Raw genomic sequence first — 23,043 nt, forward strand, 5'->3', positions numbered from 1 at the left:
GTCACGTTTCGCTCGCGTACCGGATTGCATGGACATTGTCGTCAAAGAAGAACTCAAGGCCTACATCGACCCGCTGACGCAGGACGAGCACGACGCGCTGGAGCGCAGCATCCTGGCCGAAGGCTGCCGCGATGCGCTGGTGCTGTGGGGCGAGGTGCTGGTGGACGGTCACAACCGCTACGGCATCTGCCAGAAGCACGGCCTGCCGTTCCAGACGATCCAGAACACCCGCTTCCAGTCGATGGATGACGTCCACCTGTGGATGATCGAACAGCACCTGGGGCGCCGCAGCGTCTCCGATTTCCAGCGTGGCGTGCTGGCGCTGCGCAAGCGCGACATCCTGGCCGAGCGCCACCGCGCCGACCAGGCCCAGCTGCAGAAGGAAAGCGACGGCGAGATCAGCGGGCCGGCCGATGCCGGTGACGAAGACAGCCCGCCGTGGGCCGCCGCGCCGAAGGTCAGCCGCGCCGACATGGCCCGCGAAGCGCGCCTGAGCAGCAGCCAGGTGACGATGATCGAGCGCATCCACAAGCAGGCCGCACCGGAGCTGGTGGAAGCGGTCAAGACCGGTGTGATCTCGATCAGCGCCGCAGCCGCCGTGGCTGATCTGCCCGAAGACGAGCAGCGCGCCGCGGCCGCCGCCGGCAAGGACGAGCTCAAGCAGGCCGCCAAGCGCGTGCGCGAGTCCAAGCGCAAGCCGCGCAAGCCGGTCCAGGAGGTGCTGCACAGTGCCGACGGCGAGGCCGAGGCCGACCCCAGCCGCGCCGCCGAGATCGCCGATGCGCTCAACGCCCTGGGCGAAGGGCCGGCCGAGCTGCGCCAGCGCATCATCGCGCTGACCCTGGAAAACGACACCCTGCGCCAACAGCTGGCCGCGCTGCGCAAGCAGGTGGCGGACATCTGAGGCGTGGTTGCCGGCCAGCGGCCGGCACTACCTGTTGCTCATGCCGGGGTCGTTAAACTGCCGCAATGACGCCCACCTCCCCTCCCGACCCGCGCCGCGCCCAGCTGCGTCGGCTCAAACTGATCGCCCTGGCCATGCTGGTGGCGATGCTGGCCGGCTTCGCGGTCAGCCACTGGCACGGCGAACGCGGCATCTGGGCCTGGGTCTCGGCCTTCTGCGAGGCTGCCGCGGTCGGCGCGCTGGCCGACTGGTTCGCGGTGGTGGCCCTGTTCCGTCGGCCGCTCGGCCTGCCCATCCCGCATACCGCGATCATCCCGCGCAGCAAGGACCGCATTGCCGACAGCCTGGCGCTGTTCGTGCGCGACCAGTTCCTGGAACCGCAGGCCCTGCTGGCCCGGCTGCAGGTATTCGATCCAGCCAGCCGCCTGGGCAGCTGGCTGGCCGAGCCGGCGCGAGCCCGCATGCTGGCCGACATGGCGCGCGGCTGGGCCCTGCAGGCGCTGGACTTCCTCGATGAAGCGGCCGTCCGGCGCAGCATTCAGGGCTTCGTGATCCAGCAGCTGCGGCAATGGAATGCGGCCGCCACCGCGGGGGAACTGCTCGGCCTGCTCACCGCCGACAACCGCCACCAGCGCGTGCTGGACGAAGGCCTGACCCGGATCAGCGAATGGCTGGGTAACGAGAAGGTCAAAGACCGCGCGTCCACGTTGATCGTGGGCTACATCCAGCGCGAGTGGCCCAAGCTGGCCAGCACGGTCAACTGGGTCAAACCGATCGATGAGATCGGCGACACCCTCGCCGAGCGCCTGGCGCATGCGGTGCTGGAAGAACTGCAGCAGATCCTGGCCCAGCCCGAGCATCCGCTGCGGCGCGATTACGAAACCTGGCTGAGCGATTACATCCAGCGGCTGCGCGAAGACCCGGCCCTGGCCGAGAAGGTGGAACAGCTCAAGCAGCAGGTGATTGACCACCCGGCCGTGCAGGAGTACGTGCAGGGCCTGTGGGCGCGCATCCATGCCAGCCTGCGAGCCGACCTGGCCAGCGAGGACTCCGCACTGGCCGGCCATCTGCGCCGCAGCCTGGCCTCGGTGGGCGAGGCACTGCAGGCCGACCCGTCGCTGCGCGAGGCGCTCAACCAGCACCTGATGGACGGTGCCGAGCGCCTGACCACGCGGCTGCGCAGCGGCGTGACCGAGCACATCGCACAGACCGTCAAAAGCTGGGACGAACGCCACTTGGTCGAGCAGCTGGAACTGAGCGTCGGCCGCGACCTGCAGTTCATCCGTTTCAACGGCACCCTGGTCGGTGGCCTGATCGGCGTGATCCTGCATGCACTGACGGTATGGTTCCACTGGTAACGCGATAACCGCTCGCGTCGGCTGGCGACGCTGGCGGAAACACCGCCAGCGTCGTTGGGTACGTCAGCCCGCGACCGCGCGTACGGCCGCCACCAGTGCGTCCATCTGCGCCGGCGTACTGAAGATGCCTGGCGTCACCCGCAGGCAGGCGCCCGAGGCCAGCCCTTCGCGCGGCACCACGAACACGCCGGACTGCTTCACCATCCGCTGCGAGGTGGCCGTGTTGTCGCGCATCGTGGTCTGCCCACGCAGCCGGAACGAGGTGATCGCACTGGACAGGCGCGGGTCGTCCGAGCCGAGCAGCTGGATGCGCGCGTCGCCGCGCAACGCGTCCATCCACTGATTGCGCAGGCGCAGCAGGCGCGCCCGCTTGTTGGCCACGCCGATGCGCTCGTGCAGGTCCAGTGCGGCCGGCAGCGCCATGTAAGCGGCGAAATTGACCGTGCCGGTGTGCACGCGGGTGCGGATGTCGTCGTGGTCCTGCTCCCCCATGTACGGATCCAGGTCACGCACCCGCCCGCGGCGGACATATACCGCCCCGACACCGACCGGCGCGCCGATCCACTTGTGCAGGTTGATCCCGATGAAATCCACGCCCAACGCGCGCAGCGGCGTGTCCACCTGGCCAATGCCGTGCGCGGCGTCGAGTACCACCTCCACGCCGGCCGCCCTGGCCAGCGCGGCGATCTCGGCCACCGGCAGCAGCATGCCGTTGCGGTGATTGACGTGAGTCAGCAGCAGCAGGCGCACGCGCGGGTTGGCGGTCAGCGCGCGGCGGTAGGTCTCCACGATGCTGTCGTGGTCGAACGGCTCGGGCAGCGTGATCGCCACCGGCTGCACGCCGCGCCGCGCCTGCAGCCACTGCATCGCGCTGATCATGCTGTCGTAGTCGGTGTCGGCGTACATCACCGCATCGCCCGGCGACAGCCTGCGGTAGCTGCCGATCAACACCTGCATCGCCTCGGTCGCACCGCGGGTGAGCACGATCTCGTCGGTCTCCACGCCCAGCACCTGTGCCAGGCGCACGCGCGCCTGTTCAAACAGCGGTGGAAACGCGAGCCGCCCGAACCAGGCGTTACCGGCATTCACCGTGGCGGTGGCCTGCTGGTAGGCCTGCAGCACCGGGCGCGCCATTGCGCCCCAGTAGCCGTTGTCCAGCATCACGACCTCGTCGGTGAGGTCGTACAGCGCGCGCACCTGGGCCCACCAGGTTTCGTCGGCGGCCAGCTCGGCCGGCGTGCGCGTGCCCACTGCCGGCAGCGTCATCGGCTCAGCGCCCATGGCAGTCGCACCGGTCAGTGCCGCAGCGACTGGCAGGGCCAGTGCGCCACGCAGCAGGTGTCGTCGTTGCCGGTCCATCAGTAACGGATCCGGTATTCGGCGTAGAGGTTGCGCCCGTCGGTGTCATACGGCGCGTTCCGCGAGTAGATCAGGCCACGGCTGGCCTGGAAGCTGGCTTCGTCCGGATAGCGGTTGAACAGGTTGTCCGCGCCGATCCGCAGCGTCTGCTGCTCGGTGACATTCCAGCTCACCGCCAGATCGACGAAGCTCATCGCCCCGAAGCGCTGGAAGATGTCGCCGGTGGCATTGCCCGAAGAGTCCGTCCATGCCCCGTAGTATCGCAGCTTGCCGAGCACGCTGAAGCGGCCCCACGCATACGTGCTGCTGAGCGTGGCCTTCTGCCGCGGCAGACGCTCTTCGAAGATGCGGCGCTGGCTTTCATTGGTGGCCACGCCGGTGGCACCACTGTCGACCTGGGTCTGGTTGTAGTTGTAGCCCAGCGTGGTACTCAGCCGGCCCGCGCCGAGCGCGGTGGCGTGGCTGGCGACCACGTCGACACCGCGCGTGGTGGTGTCGAAATCGTTGGTGTAGAAGCTCACCGAGGTGTACGCCAGCGGATTGGGCACGCCGGCCGGCACTGCGAACGAGGCCGACTGGCTGAAACGATCGGTGACTTTGATGTCGTACAGGTCCACCGAGCCGGAGAAGCCCAGCTCGTTCTTCCAGGTCAGCCCGAGCGAGGCGGTGCGCGACTGCTCCGGCTTGAGCGGTTGGGCACCGAGCTGGATCGCCAGCGGATCGCTGGGCGAGAGGCGGCCGGTGGTGAACACCTGCAGGGTCACGGTGTCCAGGCCCTGCTGGGTGCTCTGCGTGTAGAGCTGGCCCGGCGTGGGCGCACGGAAGCCGGTGGAAAGCGAACCGCGCACGGCCAGGTCCGGGGTGAACTCGAAGCGGCTGGAGAGCTTGCCGTCCAGGCTTTCACCGAAGGCGGAGAAGTGCTCGTAACGGGTCGCCGCGCCGACGGTCCAGCGGGCGGTCAACGGTGCTTCGACATCGATGTAGGCCGCGCGGCTGCGCTGGCTCCAGCGGCCGGCATTGGCCGCGCTGAAGCCCGGCGCACCGTTGGCGCCCCCGGCCAGCCCGGTCACCGCCCCCGGGCCGATCGCATACGACGCCGGATCACCGGCATCCACCCCGTAGGTTTCCTCGCGCGTCTCGGCGCCGAAGGCGATGTTGATCGGTGCGGCCAGCGCGCTGACCGGCAGCGAATAGACGATATCCGCGTTGAGGTTCTTCTCTTCCTGCGAGAGGCGGCCGAGGTAGAACGAGGTGGGGCTGTCCGGGCCGAGCGAGGCATTGATCGAGTTGCCCAGCGTGTAGTCGATGCGGTTGCGCCCGTAGGAGCCGCTCACATCCCAGCGCCAGCGTTCGCCCCAGTAGCCGCGCAGACCGAGTACGCCCTGAAGGTCGTCCTGTTCGTTGCCGTATTTCGGGCTGAAGCCGGTCGGGTACAGGCTGCGCGCATCCCAACCGGGGAACACACGGCTGCGGTTGTAGACCGAGGCAGTGCCATCGGGATTGCGCCAGTTGAAATCACTGACGCCCTCGCTGTGCCCGTACAGACCGAAGCCGTAGAGATCGACGCTGTCGTTCAAGGCCAGGTTGAGGTTGAAGCCGAAATGGCGGTTTTCCAGGTCCGGCTGGCCCCAGCGCTGCACCGGATCGGGCACGACCAGATCCGGGTGGGCGTTCTGGAAGGCGATCGCATCGGCGCGCTGGCGGCTGCGCGAGGTCGCATCGGATCTGTCCCAGTCGGCGAACAGCGACAGGCTGCCCTTGTCACCCAGCGCGAACCCGTGGCGGCCGCCGATCTTGCGACCGGTCCCATCGCCTTCGCTGTATTCGGACAGACCCAGCGACAGCTCCCCGCCGACGCGGTCATCCAGAATGATGTTGATCACCCCGGCGATGGCGTCCGAGCCGTACTGCGCCGACGCGCCATCGCGCAGCACTTCGATGCGCTGGATGGCGTGCACCGGAATCTGGGCCAGGTCCGGCCCCTGCGCGCCGCGCGCGCCCAGCAGCGCCGAGCGATGGAAGCGGCGGCCGTTGACCAGCACCAGGGTCTGGTCCGGCGAAAGGCCGCGCAGCGTGGCCGGCCGCACGAACACCAGCCCGTCGTTCATCGGCATGCGCTGGACCACGAACGACGGCACCAACTGGGCCAGCACGTCGTTGAGGTCGGAGGACTCGATCGCCTGGATCTCTTCCTGCGAGAACACGTCCACCGGGGCCAGCGTATCGAACTGCGTGCGGTTGCTGCCGCGCGTGCCGGTGACGATCATCGTGTCCAGGGTGGCGGGGGCCGCGGCAGTCCCTGCCGGGGCGGCCTCGGCGCGCGCATCGGCGGCCGTGGCGAAGGTAAGGACTGACAACACCGCTACAGCAAGCACACAACGATTCACTGACGACTCCGCAAACGAACAGGTGGGGATGGGCGTGACCGAGTGTCACGACATCCTCACAGTCTGTTGACGCGATGTTGCCCGGCAGTGACACGCAGGCGACGGTGGCTGCGGGCCGCCACACATACGCCAGCGCACGGCCTTGCATGGCTTCGACAGCGGCATAACGCTTGTCTAACGAAATGATAATGACTATCATTCACTGATCGGCTGTACGCCTAGCCAACCGGCGCCCGGATGCACCACGCCTTCCCCGCGCAACGCCCCGTGTACACCCCCTGATCCGCTGCCTTGCCTGCCCTGCTGCCTTCGGCAGCGCCGCTGTGCGTGGCGCGCTGACGTTCTCCCACACTGGAAGTGTTGCCATGCCCTGCTCGTCCGCTTCACCTTTGTCCCGGCCATCGCTGTTGGCGATCGCGCTCGTTGCTGCCCTCGCCGGCCCGGCGCTGCCGGCGTTCGCCGAGGCCGAACCTGGCGATGCGACCACCCTGGACACGATCAAGGTGACCGCCGACGGGGAGATCCCGAACGCCTACACGGTCAAGCAGGCCAGCACCGCCACCAAGTTGAACCTGTCGCTGCGCCACACGCCGCAGTCGGTCACCGTGCTGACCCGCCAGCGCCTGGACGACATGGGCCTGTACGCGCTGTCCGATGTGATGGGCCAGGTCACCGGCGTGCATGTATCGGTCACCGATTCGGAGCGCATCAACTACATCTCGCGTGGCTACAGCATCACCAATTTCCAGATCGACGGGATGCTCAACACGTTTGGTGGCTCGCTCAAGACCAACACCGACAGCGCGATCTACGAGCGCATCGAAGTGGTCCGCGGCGCGACCGGCCTGACCACCGGTGCCGGTGACCCGTCGGGCACCATCAACATGGTCCGCAAGCGCCCGACCCAGGAGATGGCGATGAGCGCCGGGCTGACCCTGGGCCGCTGGGGCAACCAGCGCCTGGAAGCGGACATCGGCGGCCCGGTCGCGCTGGACGGCCGCGTGCGTGCGCGCTTCGTCGCCGCCAAGCAGCAGAGCGATTCCTTCCGCGATGTGTACCGTCTGGACAAGGACGTGTTCTACGGCATCGTGCAGGCCGACCTGACCGACAGCACCCTGTTCGAAGTCGGCTATGACTACCAGTCGCCGGAAACCAAGGGCGTGACCTGGGGCGTGGTGCCGTACTGGGGTCCGGACGGAAAGCCGGCCAACCTGCCGCGCTCGACCAACCTCTCGGCACGCTGGAGCAGCTGGCCGATCGTGGAGAAGACCACCTTCGTGCGCCTGGAGCAGCAGCTCGGCAACGGCTGGTCGCTGAAGGCCAGCGCGACCCAGGCCAAGCGCAACACCGATGGCGACGTCTGGTATGGCGCGCAGGGCTATCCCGCGCCGGATGGCACCGGTGTGCGCGCCTACCTCTCGCATTTCGCCGAACGCAGCGAAATGAACGTGTTCGACCTCAACGCCAGCGGCCCGTTCCAGCTGTTCGGCCGCGAGCATGAACTGGTGTTCGGCGTCGGCCAGTCGGTTCGCAAGGGCGAATCGCCTGCCTCGGAATTCACGCAGCCGCCGGGCTACGACGTGGTACCGGACTGGCGCACCTGGACCGGGGATGTCGCCCCGTTGCCGCTCACCCGGCATGACTGGCTGGCCTCGGAGAACGAGTTGACGCAGAAGGCTGCCTACGTGGCCGCCCGCCTGCAGCTGGCCGATCCGTTGCTGGCCGTGCTCGGCGCGCGCTATGGCAGCTGGGAAACCCGCAGCTGGCGCTATACCAACGATGCGGCCGGCAACCGCACCGGTACTACCCGCGGCGGCTACAAGCCGGACGATTCGCTGACCCCTTATTTCGGCCTGGTCTACGATTTCAGCAGGCAGTTCAGCGCCTACGCCAGCTACACCGACATCTTCCAGCCGCAGGACTACCGCGACAAGAACAACGATTACCTGGAGCCGGTGGTCGGCGACATGTGGGAGGCCGGTCTGAAGGGGGAATTCTTCGGTGGCCGCCTGAACACCTCCGCCGCGGTGTTCAAGGGCGAGAAGGACAATGTGGCCGAGCTCGACGATTCGGTACCGGCCGCCTCGCTGCCCGATGGCGGCAGTGCCTACCGGTCCACCGGCAAGGGCAACAAGGTCAAGGGCTGGGAACTGGAAGCCCAGGGCAGCCTGACCGAGAACTGGAACCTCTCGGCCGGTTTCGCGCACACCACCATCCGCAACCAGGCCGGCGTGGCGCAGAACACCACCAACCCGGTGGACACGTTCCGCCTCAACACCAGCTGGCGCCCGAGCGGTGAATGGAACCGCCTCTCGCTGGGCGGCGGGGTGACCTGGCAGAGCCGGATCTACCGCACCAGCACCAAGCCGCGCGCGGATTACGCGACCAGCGGCCGTACCGAATCGGCGTTCATCACCCAGGATGCGTTCTACCTGGTGAATGTGTTCGCCGGCTACCGCTTCAACGACACCTTCTCCGCGCAGCTCAACGTCAACAACCTGCTCGACAAGAAGTACTACAGCAACGTCGGTTTCTACAACGGCGTGTACTGGGGCGAACCGCGCAACGTGATGTTGAACCTGCGCTGGAAGCTCTGACACAGGCTCCAAGGGACCACTGCGACGCGCAGTGAACACGGCCACGGATGGCCACTATCCTTCATCACCGGCTGCGGCCGGTGATGCCCGTTTCCCCGATTGATCAGCAGGTTTCCGTGGACAGCACGCCGCACGCCAGCGCCAGGTTCAACCGTCTTGGTTCCCTCTTCACCCGCCCCTGGCTGGGTGTCCTGTCACGTTCGCTCGCCGCGATCTTCGGCGGCTACGCGCTGGCCGCGACCTGCTCGATGTTCTTCGCGGTCGCGCTGCCGATCGCACGCGGGCAGGCCGTGCTGACCGGCATGCTGGTGGCGATCGTGCTGTGCGCCTGCGCGGCATTGTGGGCGTTCGCTACCCGCACCGCCCTGCGCGCCTGGGTGGGCATCCTGATTCCCACGCTGCTGTTCTGGGTGGGCACCCGCCTGCTGCAGGGGGCCGCATGAAGAACGGATTCCGCCAATCGATGGCCTGGCTGCACACCTGGACCGGCCTGCTGGTCGGCTGGCTGCTGCTGCTGATCTTCATGGCCGGAACGGCCAGCTATTACCGCGAGGAAATCAGCCGCTGGATGCGCCCGGAGCTTCCGCGCAGCAGCGTCACCGCCGACGTCGCCGCCGAGCGCGCCCTGACCTTCCTGCAGCACAAGGCCCCACAGGCCGAGAGCTGGAACGTCACCCTGCCCGACCCGCGCAACCCGGCGATGCGCATGTTCTGGCGCAATCCCGAATCGATGGTCAAGCCGCCGGTGGAAGGCGAGCGCCGCCGGCGCGGCGGTGGCCGCTTCGGTGATGCCACCGTCGATCCGAACACCGGCGAGGAGATCGCCGCACGCGAAACCCGCGGTGGCGACTTCTTCTACCGCCTGCATTTCGACCTACACTACATCCCGGTGTACTGGGCGCGTTATCTGGTCGGCTTCTGCGCGATGTTCATGCTGGTGGCGATCATCACCGGCGTGATCACGCACAAGAAGATCTTCAAGGACTTCTTCACCTTCCGCCCGGAGAAGGGCCTGCGGTCGTGGCTGGACTTCCACAACGTCAGCGCGGTGATGGCGCTGCCGTACCACGCGATGATCACCTACACCGGCATCGTCACCTTGATGTTCATGTACCTGCCATGGGGCGTGAGCGTGGCCTACCCCAAGGATGAGGAGGCGTTCTTCAGCGAGGCCTTCGCGCGTCTGGCCGAGATCGAGACCCCGGCCGAAGGACGCGCCACGCCGCTGCCGATCCAGCAGTTGCTGGACAGCGCCCGCGCCGAATGGAAGGGTGCGGATGTGGCCGGCTTCACCCTGTACCACCCGGGGGCGGCGAATGCGATCGTGGATATCACCCAGCGCGATGGAAAGCGCCTGTCGGTGGATACACCGTCGCTGCGCTTCAACGCGATCACCGGCCAGTTGCTCGAGGCCAGCCCGGCCTCGGGCGGCGCCACCCAGACCCGCGGCGTGATGTACGGCCTGCACCTGGCGCGCTTCGCCGATTGGGGCCTGCGTGCGCTGTTCTTCCTGTCCGGCCTGATCGGCTGCCTGATGGTCGCCAGCGGCGTGGTGCTGTGGGCGGTGAAGGAACGGCCCAAGCACGCCAAGTCCGGCAAGACCGGGTTCGGCCTGCGCCTGGTCGATGCGCTCAACATCGGCGCGGTGGCTGGCCTGCCGATCGCGTTCGCCACCTATTTCCTGGCCAATCGTCTGCTGCCGGTCCAGATGGCCGAGCGCGCCAACGCCGAGGTCAATGCGTTCTTCTATGCATGGGCCGCCGCATTGCTGGCCGGTTTCCTCTGGCCCAAACGGAGGATGTGGACCTGGCAGCTGTACCTGGGCGGCGCGCTGTTTGCGTTGATTCCGGTGGTCAACGCACTCACCACGCATGCGCATCTGGGCGTCACCCTGCGCAGCGGTGACTGGGTCCTGGCCGGGTTCGATCTGACCATGCTCGCGTTCGGCGCGATGCTGGCCTACTGCGGCCATCGCATGCAGCGCTGGCAGCCACCACTGAGCGCGGCCGAGAAGAGGCGCCGCCAGCAGGCCGCTGCTGCGGGGGCGACGGCATGATGCTGCTCGCAATCACGCTGACCTTCTCCGCGTTCACGGCGTTGTCGCTGGCCATGGACAAGCACCAGCTGGACCTGCACGGCAAAGCCGGCGCCAGCGCATCGCGCATGCGGGTGTGGCGCTGGGTGGGGTGGACGTTGCTGGCCGTCACGTTCGCGCTGTGCGTGATGGACCACGGCTGGGCGATCGGCCCGGTGCTGTGGCTGGGCGCGCTGACGATCAGCGGGGTGGTGATCGCGTTCGGGCTGTACCCGTACCGCCCGCGCTGGATCGCGCCGCTGGCATGCGCGTTGCCGGTGGTGGGGCTGGCGGTGGCGCTGGTCGCGCGCTGAGGGAGCAGCCACGCAGCCGCATCGCGATCGCCGATCAGGGCACCAGTGAGAACATGTGCGCGGCGGCAGGCCGGTCGTCGATGACCAATCGGTTGCGCGCCACGCCCTCGCGCAGGGCGCCGGCCTTTACCGCCACCCGTTCGCTGGCCAGGTTGCCCACGGCCACGACGATCTCCACCCGATGCAGGCCCAGCGGCCCGAATGCCTGGGCAGCCAGCGCCTGCACGACGCGGGGCGCCACGCCCTGGCCACGGCACGACTGCCGCACCCAGTAGCCCAGGTTGCAGAACCGGGGGTCGTGCTGGATCTTGTTCAATCCCGCGCCGCCGACGAAGGCGGCCGTGTCCTGGTCGAAGATTCCGTATTCGCAGGCGGTGCCTGCCGCCCAGCCATCGCGGCAGGCCTGGAACCACTGCAGCGCCTGCTCGGCGCGGTAGTCGACCGCGCTCCACGGCATCCAGCGCCGCATGCCCTCGGCCGATTCGCGCACCGCCGCCGCAAAGGGGGCGGCATCGGAAGCCTCGAACGGACGCAGCAGCAGTCCCTCGGCGTGAAGCGGGCTGGCGTCCATGTCAGCCCCCCGGTCCGTCAGGCGCCGTAGCGGCGCAGTTCCCACGCGCGATGGATGCGCGGGTTGCGCTCGAAGTCCGCCCCGATGGTCTCGGGCGAAATCTCCTTGCACGCCGCGAATTCCTTGATCGCTTCGTCGTCCAGCTTGAAGCGGCGGAAGTTGTTGGAGAAATACAGCACGCCTTCCGGGCTCAACCGCGCCACGGCCGCACGCAGCAGGCGCACGTGTTCGCGCTGGATGTCGAAATCATCGGCGCGGGCGGAGTTGGAGAAGGTCGGCGGATCGCAGAAGATCACGTCGAAGCGGTGACGCTCGGCTTCCAGCCACGCCAGCGCATCGGCCTGGATCAGCTGGTGCTGGCTGCCGCCCTTGCCGTTCAACGCGAGGTTGTCGGCGCACCACTGCAGATAGGTGCCGGACAGATCCACGCTGGTGGTGGTCGCGGCACCGGCCACGGCGGCCTGCACCGAGGCGACGCCGGTGTAGCAGAACAGGTTGAGGAAGCGCTTGCCCTGGGCCTCCTGCGCCATGTGCCAGCGCAGCGGACGATGGTCCAGGAACAGGCCGGTGTCCAGATAATCGAACAGGTTCACGCGCAGCAGCGCATCGTTCTCGCGCACCAGCACGAACTCGCCGCGCTGCTCGAAACGACCGTACTTGCTGCCGCCCTTGCCACGCTCGCGCGACTTCAGCGCGACCTGCTCGGCCGGCACCTGGAAGACCTCGCGCGCGGCCGAGAGCAGCTCGTTGCGGCGGCGACGTACATCGACATCCGGAATGGTCGCCGGGGCCGCGTATTCCTGCACATGCAGGAACGTGCGGCGGGCACCGCCGTCTTCTTCATAGACATCGATGGCGGCTGCGTACTCGGGCAGATCGGCATCGTAAACGCGGTAGCAGGTGATGCTCTCGCGCGTCCGCCACGTCTTGAACTTCTTGATGTTCTTGCGCAGGCGGTTGGCCACCATCTGCGCGCCCTCGCTCAGCTCGCGCGGCTGGCCGGTGTTCTCGCGCTGCGGCACTGCGATCGGGTCGCAGACGATCAGCGCACACTCGATGGCACCGTTGAACAGCTGGTACTTCTTGTTGGCGCGCAGGCCGGTGGCGAAAGCCAGGTCGGCGCTGCCGCACAGCAGGCTGGCACGCCACTGCGGCACCGCGCGCTTGAGCGCGTCGCCAAGTTGGCGGTACAGCACCGCGTCGGCGGCCAGGCGCTCGTCATAGGGCGGGTTGCAGACCACGCAGCCGGTCTCCTGCGGCGGGACCTGCACATCGGTGATGTCGCGCACGCCGAACCAGATGGCATGGCCCACACCGGCCGTGTCGGCGTTCTGCTTGGCCGCATGGATGGCGTGCGGATCCACGTCGCTGCCGTGGATCACCTGCTTGAGTGCGCTGCGGCCGACGGTTTCGCGGGCGCGCGCTTCTTCCATCAGGCTGTTCCAAGCGTCGCGGTCGAAGCCCAGCCAGCGGCTCGGCGGAATGCTGCCGTGGCGCTGCAGGCCCGGGGCCACGTCGGCGGCCATCAAGGCGCCTTCGATCAGCAGCGTGCCGCTGCCGCACATCGGGTCGAGCAGGCCACCGCCTTCGCTGTGGATCTTCGGCCAGTTGGCGCGCAGCAGCACCGCGGCGGCCAGGTTTTCTTTCAGCGGCGCATCGTTCTGCGCCATGCGCCAGCCGCGACGGTGCATCGGGCCACCGCCCAGGTCGATCGAGATCGTGGCCCGGCCCTTGCGCAGCGACAGGTTGATGCGCACGTCCGGGAAGTCGGTGTTGACCGACGGCCGCTCCAGGCCCTGCGCGCGCAGGCTGTCGACCACGCCGTCCTTGACCCGCTGCGCGGCGAAGCGCGCGTGCGTGATCTCGGTACCGGACACATGCGCGTCCACCGAGAGGGTCAGCTCGGGGCTGATGTGCTGCTCCCACGCCATCGCCGAGACGCCCTGGTAGAGCGATCCCTCGTCCGGGCACTCGAACTCGGCCAGCGGCCACAGCACCCGGCTGGCCAGGCGCGACCACAGCACCACACGCTGCGCCTGCGCCAGCTCGCCCTCGGCGTTGACACCGGAAATGGTGGCGGTGGCCTTGTCCAGGCCGAGCGCCAACAGTTCGTCGGCGAGCAGATACTCCAGGCCCTTGGCGCAGGAAACAAAGAATTTCACGGAATCGGTATCGCAGGTCAGCGGAGAGGGGGTGCCCACGGGCACGGCAAGCAGCCGGGCACGGGGTCCGGGGGGCCATTGTACGTGAGGTGGGCTGGAACGCCCGGTTACAGCGAGGCCAGCAGTTCCTCGAAGGCCCGGCTCGAGGCCTCGACGTGGCCGGCCAGCCGGTGCCCGTCGTCCACCATCAGCAGGCGGGCCGAGCGGGCCTGGGCCCAGGCGATCACCTCCGCCGGCGGGATCAGCTCGTCGTGCCAGGCATGCACCACGCTGGTCGGCACGCGGGCGGCATCCAGCGCCGGCATCGGCCCCATCCGGGTCGGCGGCACCATCAGGAACAGGCCCTGGACCGGCACCTGCAGCGAGGCGATGGCCGAGATGTACGAGCCCAGGCTGGAACCGGCCAGGACCACCGGGCCCTGCGCGGCACGGGCGGTGGCCAGGGTGATCAGGCGCTGCAGGCGGGCACGTACATCGCCGAGACTGCTGACCTCGCGCTGGGCGTCCAGGTCGGTGTAGTCCGGGCGCTCGTGGGTCCAGCCCAGGCGCTCGGCCACCTCGGCCAGGGCGGTCACCTTGATGGCGTCCGGGCCGCTTTCAAAGCCATGGGAGAGGATGCAGTGGCCGCGGCTCATGCGCATACCGCGCGGGAATCGATAGGAGCGTTCATGCCCAAATGCTAGCATCGCCGCATGCCCGACCGCGCCCCGCCCGCCATCGATGCACAGCCCCTGCCCTACCAGGACAGGCTGCTGCCCCGCACGCACGACGAGATCGATCTGGTGGTCATCCACTGCACCGAACTGCCGGACCTGGCGATGGCACGCGAGTACGGCGAACGCGTGCTGTATGACAGCGGCACCGGCAACAGCGGGCATTACTACATCGACCGCGACGGGCGCATCGTGCAGTACGTGTCCTTGGACCGCGTCGCGCATCAGGTCAGTGGCTATAACCCGCGCTCGATCGGCATCGAACTGGTGAACACCGGACGCTACCCGGACTGGTGGGATTCGCGGCACCAGGCGATGGACGAGCCCTACCCGGATGCGCAGATCGCGGCGCTGATCGACCTGCTGCAACACCTGTGCGGGACGCTGCCCGCGTTGGCACATATCGCCGGGCATGAGTGGCTGGATACGCGCGAGGAAGTGGCCAGCGATGATCCGGAGCGGCGGGTGCCGCGCAAGCGCGATCCGGGTCCGATGTTCCCGTGGCCACGCGTGCTGGCGGCGGTGCCGTTGCAGGAACTGCGTGGGTGATGATCAGCCGGTTGCGACAGGACGCGAAGCATCGCTGACCCAGCCACTCCACGAATCCGCATAGATCCGCGCCCCTTCCAGCCCGGCCGCTTCCATCGCCAGCAGCAGATGGCAGGCGGTCACGCCGGAGCCGCACATCAGCACGACCTGGTCCGGAGCGTGCGTGCCGATCAAGGGCTGCAGCGCGGCGCGCAGATCCGCCGCAGGGCGCAACCGTCCTTCATGCACGTTCAACGCGAACGGACGATTGACCGCGCCGGGCACGTGGCCGGCGACCGGATCCAAGGGTTCCACTTCGCCCCGGAAACGCTCGCCCGCCCGCGCATCGATCAGCCAGCCCGGCGCGTGCTTGAGACGCGCCTGGACCTCCTCGACCGAGGCGATCTGGTTGCGGTCGAACTGACCCGGGTACGGCGGCAACGGCGTCACCTGCGGCAGCGCTGCGGTGACCGGCAGACCAGCGGCCTGCCACGCCGCAAATCCGCCATCGAGAACGCGCACCTGTGCATGCCCGATCAGCCGCAGCAGCCACCACAGCCGCGCGGCGGCCATGCTGCCGTCGCCGGCGTCGTAGACCACGACCTGGGTCTGCGGCCCGATGCCCCATGCGCCCAGGCGCGCGGCGAACGCATTGCTGTCCGGCAGCGGGTGACGGCCGTGACCGGTGCGGCCGAGATCGGACAGATCCCGGTTGAGATCGGCGTACAGCGCGCCGGGCAGATGGCCCTGTGCATACAACGCCGCACCGGACTGCGGATCGGCCAACGAGAAGCGCGCATCCATCACCCGCAACGAGGGGGCGGCACTGGCCGTCGCACGGGCATCCATGAGGCGCGCTGCGCCTTCGTGGAGGGCGTGTGCGAGGGTGCTGACATCGATCAACGGCGTGGTCATGCGGTCTGCTCCAGGCGGCGACGCAGGTTGTAGAGAATGGCGGCGGTCGCGCCCCAGATCCGCTGCCCGGGCCAGCCATATTCGAGTACGTGGCGGATGCGCCCGCGGTGATCGATCTCCACGTGGTGCAGGTTGGCCGGGTCCATCAGGTAAGACAGCGGCACTTCGAAGACTTCGGCGACCTCACCCGGCTCGGGCACGGCCACGAACGCCGGATCGATCACGGCCACTACCGGCATGACCCGGTAGCCGGTAATCGTCACGAACGGATCCAGATACCCCAGTACCTGCACCTGATCGTGCTTGAGTGCGATTTCCTCGTCGCTCTCGCGGATCGCGGCAGCGACGGCATCGCGGTCCTCCGGCTCCATGCGGCCACCGGGGAAGCCGACCTGGCCCCCGTGATGGCGCAGCGTGTCGGTGCGCCGGGTCAGCAGCACCTGGGCGCCGCCCTCGCGCGGAATGATGCCGGCCAGCACGGCCGCTTCGACCGGCGGACCAGGCGGGAGAAGATCGATCAGTTCGCTGCGGTTCCAGCCATCGCCGGGCGGCGGCTGGTCCAGCGGATGCAGCGCGCGCAGCAGGCGCTCGTGTTCGGCCAGCGAACCGCGCAGCGATTGCCGCAGTTGTTCGCGCAGGGGCAGCGTGTGCTGCATGACGTGATGCTGTTCGGGTCGGCTCATGGTTCGCCAGCGGGTGATTTCATCCACGGTGCGCAGGCAGCCCGTGCACACACCGGCACGATCCAGCGCGCAGATTCCGATGCAGGGAGAGGGCACGGCATGCGGGGATTCTTCCATCGATTGCACCGGTCAACAGTACCGCGATTGCACGGAAACAAAAAACGCGCCGGTGTTGCCACCGGCGCGTTCTTGATGTTGCGAAAATTACTTGACGCTGACGAGCTTGATTTCGAACTGCACCGCAACGTTCGGCGGGAACGGCGTGCGCGGATCGGCACCATAGGCCTGATCCGGCGGCAGCGTCACTTCCCACTTGGAGCCCGCCGGCATCTGCAGCAGGGCTTCACGCATGGCCTTCATTTCGACTTCGCTGACCTTGATGCCCGGGATCTGCTGGGCCGGACGTGCTTCGGCCGGACGGGTGCCGAACGGGTACGGACCGGCCACTTCCAGCTGCACGGTGCTGGCCTGGGTCGGCTTGGCGCCCTTGCCGGCTTCGATCACGCGGTACTGCACGCCGCTCGGGAGCGACTGCACGCCGGCCTTGGCCTTGTTGGCGGCCAGGAACTGGGTGCTCTTGGTCTTGTTCTCGGCGGCAGCCTTGTCGTACTCAGCCTTGGCGGCCTGCGCACGACCCTGCTCACGCTTCTGGAAGGCTTCGACGGCGGGTTTCAACTGCTCGGCCGTGATCGACGGCTGCTTCTTGGCGTAGGCATCCTGCAGGCCCTTCACCACCGAGTTGATGTCCAGCTGCTCGCCGCGTGCGGTGAGTTCAGCCAGGTTGTTACCGTAGTCGTAACCGAAGTAATAGCTCAGCTTGCCCTTTTCGGACGAGGTGTCCTGGGCGAAGGCATTGCCCGTCAGGGCCAGGGCCGCGACGGCGACCGCGATAGAACGCAACTTCATCAAACTTTTCTCCAGGGGTGGTAACTCAGGACGCGTTGGGCCGCCCTGAGGCGACGGGTTAGGATAGCCGCCGCAACGTTGAACCGCCACTAACGACGCAGGCTCTGACCTGACTTCGTTTCAAGAGTTCAACAATCACTTTTTTTTAACGTTTTCAGGAGTCCTGCCGTGGCCGACGCCCTTATCTCGATTATGGACGATGCCGCCGTGCGCACCGTGACGGTCAACCGCCCGGACAAACTCAACGCCCTCAACCGGGCAACCCTGGAAGCCCTTGATACTGCGTTCTCCGAGGCCGCTGCCGACCCGGCGGTGCGGGTGGTGGTGCTGACTGGCGCCGGCCCCAAGGCCTTCGTGGCCGGCGCGGACATTACGGAAATGAACGGTCTGAGCGCGGTTCAGGGTCGTGATTTCTCACTGCTCGGCCAAGGATTGATGCGGCGCATCGAGCGGATGCCCAAGCCGGTGATCGGCAAGATCAACGGTTTTGCGCTGGGCGGTGGCCTGGAACTGGCCATGGCCTGCCACCTTCGGGTGGCGGCGGAGACCGCCAAGGTCGGCCAGCCGGAGGTCAATCTGGGGCTGATGCCCGGCTTCGGCGGCAGCCAGCGGCTGCTGCGCCTGTGCGGCCGCGCCGCCGCGCTGGAGCTGTGCCTGCTGGGCACCCCGATCACCGCCGCGCGTGCCGCGCAGCTGGGTATCGTCAACGAGGTGGTTCCGGCCGCGGAACTGGATGCCCGCGTCGACGCACTCGCGTCGCAATTGGCCTCGGCCGCGCCTCTCGCGCTGCGCGGCATCCTCGATGCGATCCACATCGGCGGCGAGTGCCCGCTGGGCGAGGGCCTGGAGTACGAGAGCGTGCAGTTCGGCCTGATGTTCGCCACCGAGGACATGCGCGAAGGCACCAGCGCGTTCCTGGCGCGCCGGCCGCCGGTGTTCCAGAACCGCTGAGCCATGTCGCCTTTCGATACCGCTTCGCCGGCGCAGCTGCTGGCACTCGTCCTCGACGATCAATGGGATGCCGCGCTGGCGGCCGGGTTGATGGACTACGTCCCGCAGCCGGGCGACGAAGCGCTGCGTCCCGATCATCCCGATCTTCCACAGCGGCTGCAGCACGCACAGCAGCAACTGCAACGCGCCTGGGCCGCGCGCGAGCGCTACCGCCAGCGCCAGCAGCGGCTCGCGCGCCGCGCTGCCGAGCGCGATGCACGCCGCGCACCGCCCCCCACACCCGAGATCCAGAAACCCGCCCTGCCCTCGGCCGCTGCTGCGATCCTCGCGCGCGCCAAGGCCAAGGCCGCGGGCCGCACGTCCTGATGGCTACGATGAAGAAACCCGCCGCACGCACCGCGCGCATGCCCAAGGCCGACGTGATCGAAATGTTCACGCGCCTGCGCGAACTCAACCCGCACCCCAAGACCGAACTGGAGTACAGCTCGCCGTTCGAGCTGCTGGTGGCGGTCACATTGTCGGCACAGGCCACCGATGTCGGCGTCAACAAGGCCACGCGCAAACTGTTCCCCGTCGCCAATACGCCGCAGGCGATTCTCGCTCTCGGTGAAGACGGCTTGAAGAAGTACATCGCCACCATCGGTCTTTACAACGCGAAAGCGAAGAACGTGATTGCCGCATGCGCCATGTTGGTGGAACAGCACAGTGGCGAGGTGCCGCGTGATCGTGCGGCACTCGAGGCGTTGCCCGGTGTCGGCCGCAAGACTGCCAATGTCGTGCTCAACACGGCCTTCGGCGAGCCGGTGATGGCGGTGGACACGCACATCTTCCGCGTCTCCAACCGGACCGGTCTGGCGCCGGGCAAGGATGTGCGTGCGGTGGAGGATCTGCTGATCAAGGTGATCCCGGCCGAGTTCCTGCTCGACGCGCATCACTGGCTGATCCTGCATGGCCGTTACGTGTGCAAGGCACGCAAGCCGGACTGCCCGCAATGCGTGATCCGCGACCTGTGCCGTTTCAAGGAAAAGACCGCCGCCTGAACGGGGGGCGCGACTGCCATATGGGCGCAACCCGGCGGTCATCTGCGCCGGGCATCAATAGCAGCCTCTGACGCCGCTTGGGACACGGGCGATGACGGTTTGTCTGAAACTGTCACATTTACGCAATCTTCACTAATTAGCCTGCGCAGCATCTTCCCACCTGCCTGCAAGGCTCCTTCCATGAAACTGCATCGCCAACTTCTTACTGCGGCCGTGGCGGCTGCGCTGTTCGTTCCGGCCGCTCACGCTGAAGTGGCCATCGACGTGATCGGCGGTTCGGAAATCACGTTCGAAGGCCTGGTCCAGGCCGACGGCAACTGGTTCGACAACGATGTGACCGACCTCAATGGCGGTGACGCCGGCAACGGCAAGAACAGCGAATTCGAGCTGCGCCGCGCCGAGCTGGTGCTCAAGGGCAAGGGCCCGGGCAATGTGGAATGGGTGGTGGGCTACGACGCCAAGGCCGACAAGTTCCTGGACACCAACCTGAAGTACAAGCTGGCCGGCAACGCCAACCACTTCGTGCAGTTCGGCCAGTTCAAACAGCCCAACAGCCTGGAAGAACTGTCCAGCACCAAGAACAACGACTTCATCTCCAAGGCCACGGTCACCAACACCTATGCCGTGGCCCGCCGCCTCGGTGGCGCCTACAGCATCGGCGACAACAACTGGTCCGTCACCGCCAGCGCCTTCGGCCGCGAACTGACCCGCAACCTCGCCCACGGCAGCGGCTACGGCGCGCGTGGCACCTGGGCCCCGATCAATGAAAAGGGCCAGGTCCTGCACTTCGGCCTGAGCTATGTCGATTACGACACCGACGCCGACACCCTGCGTGTGCGCGCCCGCCCGAATGCGGATCTGGCCACCGCGCGCCTGGTCGACAGCGGCAATCTGGTCGATACCGACCGCGTCAGCACGATCGGTGCCGAAGCGATGTACATCGGCGGCCCGTTCAAGGCCCAGGCCGAGTATTACACCAGCAAGGCCAAGCGTTACTCGCACGACAACTACAGCAGCGACGGTTACTACGTCAGCGGCCTGTGGAACATCAGCGGCGAGACCTGGGGCTACAAGGGCGGCACCCCGACCACCGGCCTGCCGGACGAGCCGGGCCGCGGCATGTGGCAGCTGGGCGCGCGTTACGACCACATGGACCTCAATGACGGCAACCTGCTGGCGAACCCGGTGGCCGGTCGCCCGCCGATCGTCGATGGCGTGCTGGGCGGCAAGATGGACATCTGGACCGTGGGCGTGAACTACTACTGGCGCTCCAACACCAAGTTCGCGCTGAACTACGTGATGGTGGACAGCAAGAAGTACAGCTCGACCGCGCGCACGTTCGTCAACGACGACCCGAACATCCTCGAAGCGCGCCTGCAGTTCTTCTGGTAAGCCCTGCAACACGCGTGTGACACAAAGGCGCAGCTTCGGCTGCGCCTTTTTTCGTGCCCGCTCGCGGGTATGCTGTGCGCCCTTTGCCCATGGCTGGACCCGATGCGTATCGCACTCTCGCTGTTGCTGGCTGCCGCGTGCGGTGCCGCCCTGCCCGCCCACGCGCAGGACTGCCACGACGCCCAGGCCGCCGCGGAGGAAGCGTACGTTGTGCGGGCGGACGACGTACTGCCCGATCGCCCCGGCTACACCCGCGACACCGCCGCCAGCGTCTGCCGGCGATGGCCGGCACGCCCCGAGCTGACCCTGGTGGCCACGCCGGTCTGGCGCGACGGCGGCGACCACGACGCCCGCGATGGCGACGTGGAGGTGCTGGTGATCGATAGCGACACCCTCGCCACGCGCGCATGGACGGTGCTGCCCGGCGCGCTCGACAGCGATGCGATCTTCTTCGACGGCATGCAGCTGGATACCGCGCGCTACCTGCTTGCGCCGGACACCCTTGCCTTCGGCCTGCGCGTGCAGCGCCGCAATGGCTCCGGGCCCAATCCGTTCAGCGAAGAGCAGTTGCATCTGCTGGCGGTGCAGGCAGACACGCTGCGCACGCTCGGCCCACCGATGGTGCTGCGCCGTTTCCAGGCCGAGTGGGATACCCGCTGCGCCGGTGAGTCCACCGATGTAACGCGCACCGTGGCCGTCGGCTCCAAAGGTCAACACGGCTTGGCCGACCTCATCCTGCGCGAGCGGCGGGTCACCACGCACAGCTGGATGGATGGCGACACCTGCCGCGACCAGGACACGCCGGTGGACGGCGAGCGCCGCGTGCTGCGCTTCGACGGCCGCCGCTACGCGGTCCCGGAGGCGCTGCAGCCGTTGTGACACCCCGCCCGGAAGGCGTGTCACGAGGTGGTCATATGACAGTCGCTGCGCTGTCATCGAACCGTTATGGAATGAGCACCGGGCGGGACACCCCGCACCTTCATCCATTCCAGGAGCCACCCCGTGATCCACGCCTTCAAGTCGCGCGCCGCTGTTGCCGTCCTCGCCGCGTCGTCCGTGTTCGCCGCCAACGCCGCCGATGTGACCGGCGCGGGCGCCTCGTTCATCTACCCGGTCATGTCCAAGTGGTCGGCCGACTACAGCACCGCGACCGGCAAGAAGGTCAACTACCAGTCCATCGGTTCCGGTGGTGGTATCGCCCAGATCAAGGCCGCCACCGTTGATTTCGGCTCCTCCGATGCCCCGCTGAAGCCGGAAGAACTGGCTGCGGCCGGCCTGGCCCAGTTCCCGTCGGTCATCGGCGGCGTGGTCCCGGTGATCAACGTGGCCGGCATCGCGCCGGGCGCGCTGAAGCTGGATGGCCCGACCCTGGGCAACATCTTCCTGGGCAAGATCAAGACCTGGAACGACCCGGCGATCGCCGCGCTGAACCCGGGCGTGAAGCTGCCGGATGGCAAGATCACCGTCGTGCACCGCTCGGACGGTTCGGGCACCACCTTCAACTTCGTCAACTACCTCTCCAAGGTCAACCCGGAGTGGAAGACCAAGGTCGGTGAAGGCACCTCGGTCCAGTGGCCCGTCGGCATCGGCGGCAAGGGCAACGAAGGCGTTGCCGCCTACGTGAAGCAGATCAAGGGCGGCATCGGCTACGTCGAGCTTTCCTACGCACTGCAGAACAAGATGTCCTACGCTGCGATGAAGAACGCTTCGGGCAAGATCGTGCTGCCGAGCGATACCTCCTTCGCCGCCGCTGCGGCCAGCGCCGACTGGGCCAGCGCGAAGGACTTCTACCTGGTCATGACCAACGCCCCGGGCGCCGATGCGTGGCCGATCACCGCCACCAACTTCATCCTGGTCCGCAAGCAGCCCAAGAACGTCGCCAACGCCAAGGCCACCCAGGAGTTCTTCCGCTGGATCTACAAGAGCGGTGATGCGCAGGCCAAGCAGCTCGATTACGTCCCGCTGCCGGACGCTCTGGTCAAGCAGATCGAGACCTACTGGTCGCAGAACCTGAAGTACTGATCCACCGCACAACGAGGCAATGGCGCCGGAGGGACCTCTCTCCCCCTTCGGCGCCATCGGGCGCGGACCGCAAGGTTCCGCGCCTTTTTGTTGCCTGCCGCTGAATGCCCGGCCCTTGTGCCGCAAGGCTTTGCGTGCGCTCGGTCACGGCGTCATCAAGCTGTAAC

At 67.4% G+C, this 23,043-nt stretch carries 21 protein-coding genes; 13 read left to right on the top strand and 8 right to left on the bottom strand.

Going from position 1 to position 23,043, the window contains the following annotated elements; genetic code table 11:
* Positions 1-28: 28 nt before the first annotated feature.
* On the top strand, positions 29-904 hold the full coding sequence (locus AC1DIQ_RS09135; protein ID WP_478049896.1) for a plasmid replication/partition related protein: 876 nt from the start codon (positions 29-31) through the stop codon (positions 902-904).
* 65 nt (positions 905-969) lie between these two features.
* A complete protein-coding gene (locus AC1DIQ_RS09140) occupies positions 970-2,262 on the top strand; it encodes a DUF445 domain-containing protein (protein WP_070426981.1) in 1,293 nt (430 codons plus the stop codon).
* 63 nt (positions 2,263-2,325) lie between these two features.
* Here AC1DIQ_RS09140 and AC1DIQ_RS09145 read toward each other — a convergent pair whose 3' ends face one another.
* A complete protein-coding gene (locus AC1DIQ_RS09145) occupies positions 2,326-3,621 on the bottom strand; it encodes an aminotransferase class V-fold PLP-dependent enzyme (RefSeq protein WP_282262565.1) in 1,296 nt (431 codons plus the stop codon).
* Entirely contained in the window at positions 3,621-5,981 is a 2,361-nt protein-coding gene (locus tag AC1DIQ_RS09150) for a TonB-dependent receptor plug domain-containing protein (protein ID WP_282262564.1), read from the bottom strand. Before AC1DIQ_RS09150 ends, AC1DIQ_RS09145 begins: the two co-directional genes overlap by 1 nt.
* A 392-nt stretch (positions 5,982-6,373) precedes the next feature.
* Between AC1DIQ_RS09150 and AC1DIQ_RS09155 the strand changes: the two genes are divergently transcribed.
* The 4 genes from AC1DIQ_RS09155 (at position 6,374) to AC1DIQ_RS09170 (ending at position 10,993) form a co-directional block, all read left to right on the top strand.
* On the top strand, positions 6,374-8,605 hold the full coding sequence (locus AC1DIQ_RS09155; RefSeq protein ID WP_282262563.1) for a TonB-dependent siderophore receptor: 2,232 nt from the start codon (positions 6,374-6,376) through the stop codon (positions 8,603-8,605).
* Positions 8,606-8,688: 83 nt separating this feature from the next.
* A complete protein-coding gene (locus AC1DIQ_RS09160; RefSeq protein WP_259462166.1) occupies positions 8,689-9,048 on the top strand; it encodes a DUF3649 domain-containing protein in 360 nt (119 codons plus the stop codon).
* Positions 9,045-10,661, top strand: a complete 1,617-nt coding sequence (locus AC1DIQ_RS09165; RefSeq protein WP_478049897.1) for a PepSY-associated TM helix domain-containing protein — start codon at positions 9,045-9,047, stop codon at positions 10,659-10,661. The genes AC1DIQ_RS09160 and AC1DIQ_RS09165 overlap by 4 nt, the downstream gene beginning before the upstream one ends.
* Complete coding sequence (locus AC1DIQ_RS09170) at positions 10,658-10,993, top strand: DUF3325 domain-containing protein (RefSeq protein WP_478049898.1); 336 nt, start codon at positions 10,658-10,660, stop codon at positions 10,991-10,993. The genes AC1DIQ_RS09165 and AC1DIQ_RS09170 overlap by 4 nt, the downstream gene beginning before the upstream one ends.
* A gap of 34 nt (positions 10,994-11,027) precedes the next feature.
* Here AC1DIQ_RS09170 and AC1DIQ_RS09175 read toward each other — a convergent pair whose 3' ends face one another.
* From AC1DIQ_RS09175 to AC1DIQ_RS09185, 3 genes are all read right to left on the bottom strand, one after another.
* On the bottom strand, positions 11,028-11,564 hold the full coding sequence (locus AC1DIQ_RS09175) for a GNAT family N-acetyltransferase (RefSeq protein ID WP_478049899.1): 537 nt from the start codon (positions 11,562-11,564) through the stop codon (positions 11,028-11,030).
* 17 nt (positions 11,565-11,581) lie between these two features.
* On the bottom strand, positions 11,582-13,726 hold the full coding sequence (rlmKL, locus tag AC1DIQ_RS09180; protein ID WP_478049900.1) for a bifunctional 23S rRNA (guanine(2069)-N(7))-methyltransferase RlmK/23S rRNA (guanine(2445)-N(2))-methyltransferase RlmL: 2,145 nt from the start codon (positions 13,724-13,726) through the stop codon (positions 11,582-11,584).
* Positions 13,727-13,833: 107 nt separating this feature from the next.
* Positions 13,834-14,361: an alpha/beta hydrolase gene (locus tag AC1DIQ_RS09185; RefSeq protein WP_121042197.1), complete on the bottom strand. Its 528-nt coding sequence runs from the start codon at positions 14,359-14,361 to the stop codon at positions 13,834-13,836.
* 57 nt (positions 14,362-14,418) lie between these two features.
* Here AC1DIQ_RS09185 and AC1DIQ_RS09190 point away from each other — a divergent pair, with 57 nt between their 5' ends.
* Positions 14,419-14,988, top strand: coding sequence for an N-acetylmuramoyl-L-alanine amidase (locus AC1DIQ_RS09190; protein WP_478049901.1), 570 nt, complete (start codon positions 14,419-14,421; stop codon positions 14,986-14,988).
* Positions 14,989-14,991: 3 nt separating this feature from the next.
* Here the strand turns inward: AC1DIQ_RS09190 and AC1DIQ_RS09195 are convergent, their stop codons facing one another.
* From AC1DIQ_RS09195 to AC1DIQ_RS09205, 3 genes are all read right to left on the bottom strand, one after another.
* The gene (locus tag AC1DIQ_RS09195) at positions 14,992-15,882 is read right to left on the bottom strand and encodes a sulfurtransferase (protein ID WP_478049902.1); all 891 of its coding nucleotides are present in this window, start codon (positions 15,880-15,882) and stop codon (positions 14,992-14,994) included.
* Complete coding sequence (locus AC1DIQ_RS09200) at positions 15,879-16,682, bottom strand: CoA pyrophosphatase (RefSeq protein WP_121041577.1); 804 nt, start codon at positions 16,680-16,682, stop codon at positions 15,879-15,881. The genes AC1DIQ_RS09195 and AC1DIQ_RS09200 overlap by 4 nt, the downstream gene beginning before the upstream one ends.
* Before the next feature lie 87 nt (positions 16,683-16,769).
* A complete protein-coding gene (locus AC1DIQ_RS09205) occupies positions 16,770-17,471 on the bottom strand; it encodes an FKBP-type peptidyl-prolyl cis-trans isomerase N-terminal domain-containing protein (RefSeq protein WP_019185884.1) in 702 nt (233 codons plus the stop codon).
* 192 nt (positions 17,472-17,663) lie between these two features.
* On the opposite strand from AC1DIQ_RS09205, the gene AC1DIQ_RS09210 reads away from it, so the two are divergent.
* The 6 genes from AC1DIQ_RS09210 (at position 17,664) to pstS (ending at position 22,876) form a co-directional block, all read left to right on the top strand.
* Positions 17,664-18,422: an enoyl-CoA hydratase/isomerase family protein gene (locus AC1DIQ_RS09210; protein WP_428999461.1), complete on the top strand. Its 759-nt coding sequence runs from the start codon at positions 17,664-17,666 to the stop codon at positions 18,420-18,422.
* A 3-nt stretch (positions 18,423-18,425) separates the two neighbouring features.
* A complete protein-coding gene (locus AC1DIQ_RS09215) occupies positions 18,426-18,788 on the top strand; it encodes a hypothetical protein (protein ID WP_121041573.1) in 363 nt (120 codons plus the stop codon).
* Entirely contained in the window at positions 18,788-19,462 is a 675-nt protein-coding gene (gene nth / locus AC1DIQ_RS09220) for an endonuclease III (protein WP_461770887.1), read from the top strand. The genes AC1DIQ_RS09215 and nth overlap by 1 nt, the downstream gene beginning before the upstream one ends.
* Positions 19,463-19,642: 180 nt before the next feature.
* A complete protein-coding gene (locus AC1DIQ_RS09225) occupies positions 19,643-20,854 on the top strand; it encodes an OprO/OprP family phosphate-selective porin (RefSeq protein ID WP_121041569.1) in 1,212 nt (403 codons plus the stop codon).
* A 102-nt stretch (positions 20,855-20,956) separates the two neighbouring features.
* On the top strand, positions 20,957-21,733 hold the full coding sequence (locus AC1DIQ_RS09230) for a PA3715 family protein (protein WP_282262526.1): 777 nt from the start codon (positions 20,957-20,959) through the stop codon (positions 21,731-21,733).
* Between the two features lie 123 nt (positions 21,734-21,856).
* A complete protein-coding gene (gene pstS / locus AC1DIQ_RS09235) occupies positions 21,857-22,876 on the top strand; it encodes a phosphate ABC transporter substrate-binding protein PstS (protein WP_121041565.1) in 1,020 nt (339 codons plus the stop codon).
* The last annotated feature ends 167 nt before the right edge of the window (positions 22,877-23,043 follow it).

Source organism: Stenotrophomonas sp. 05L413 (assembly GCF_056397945.1).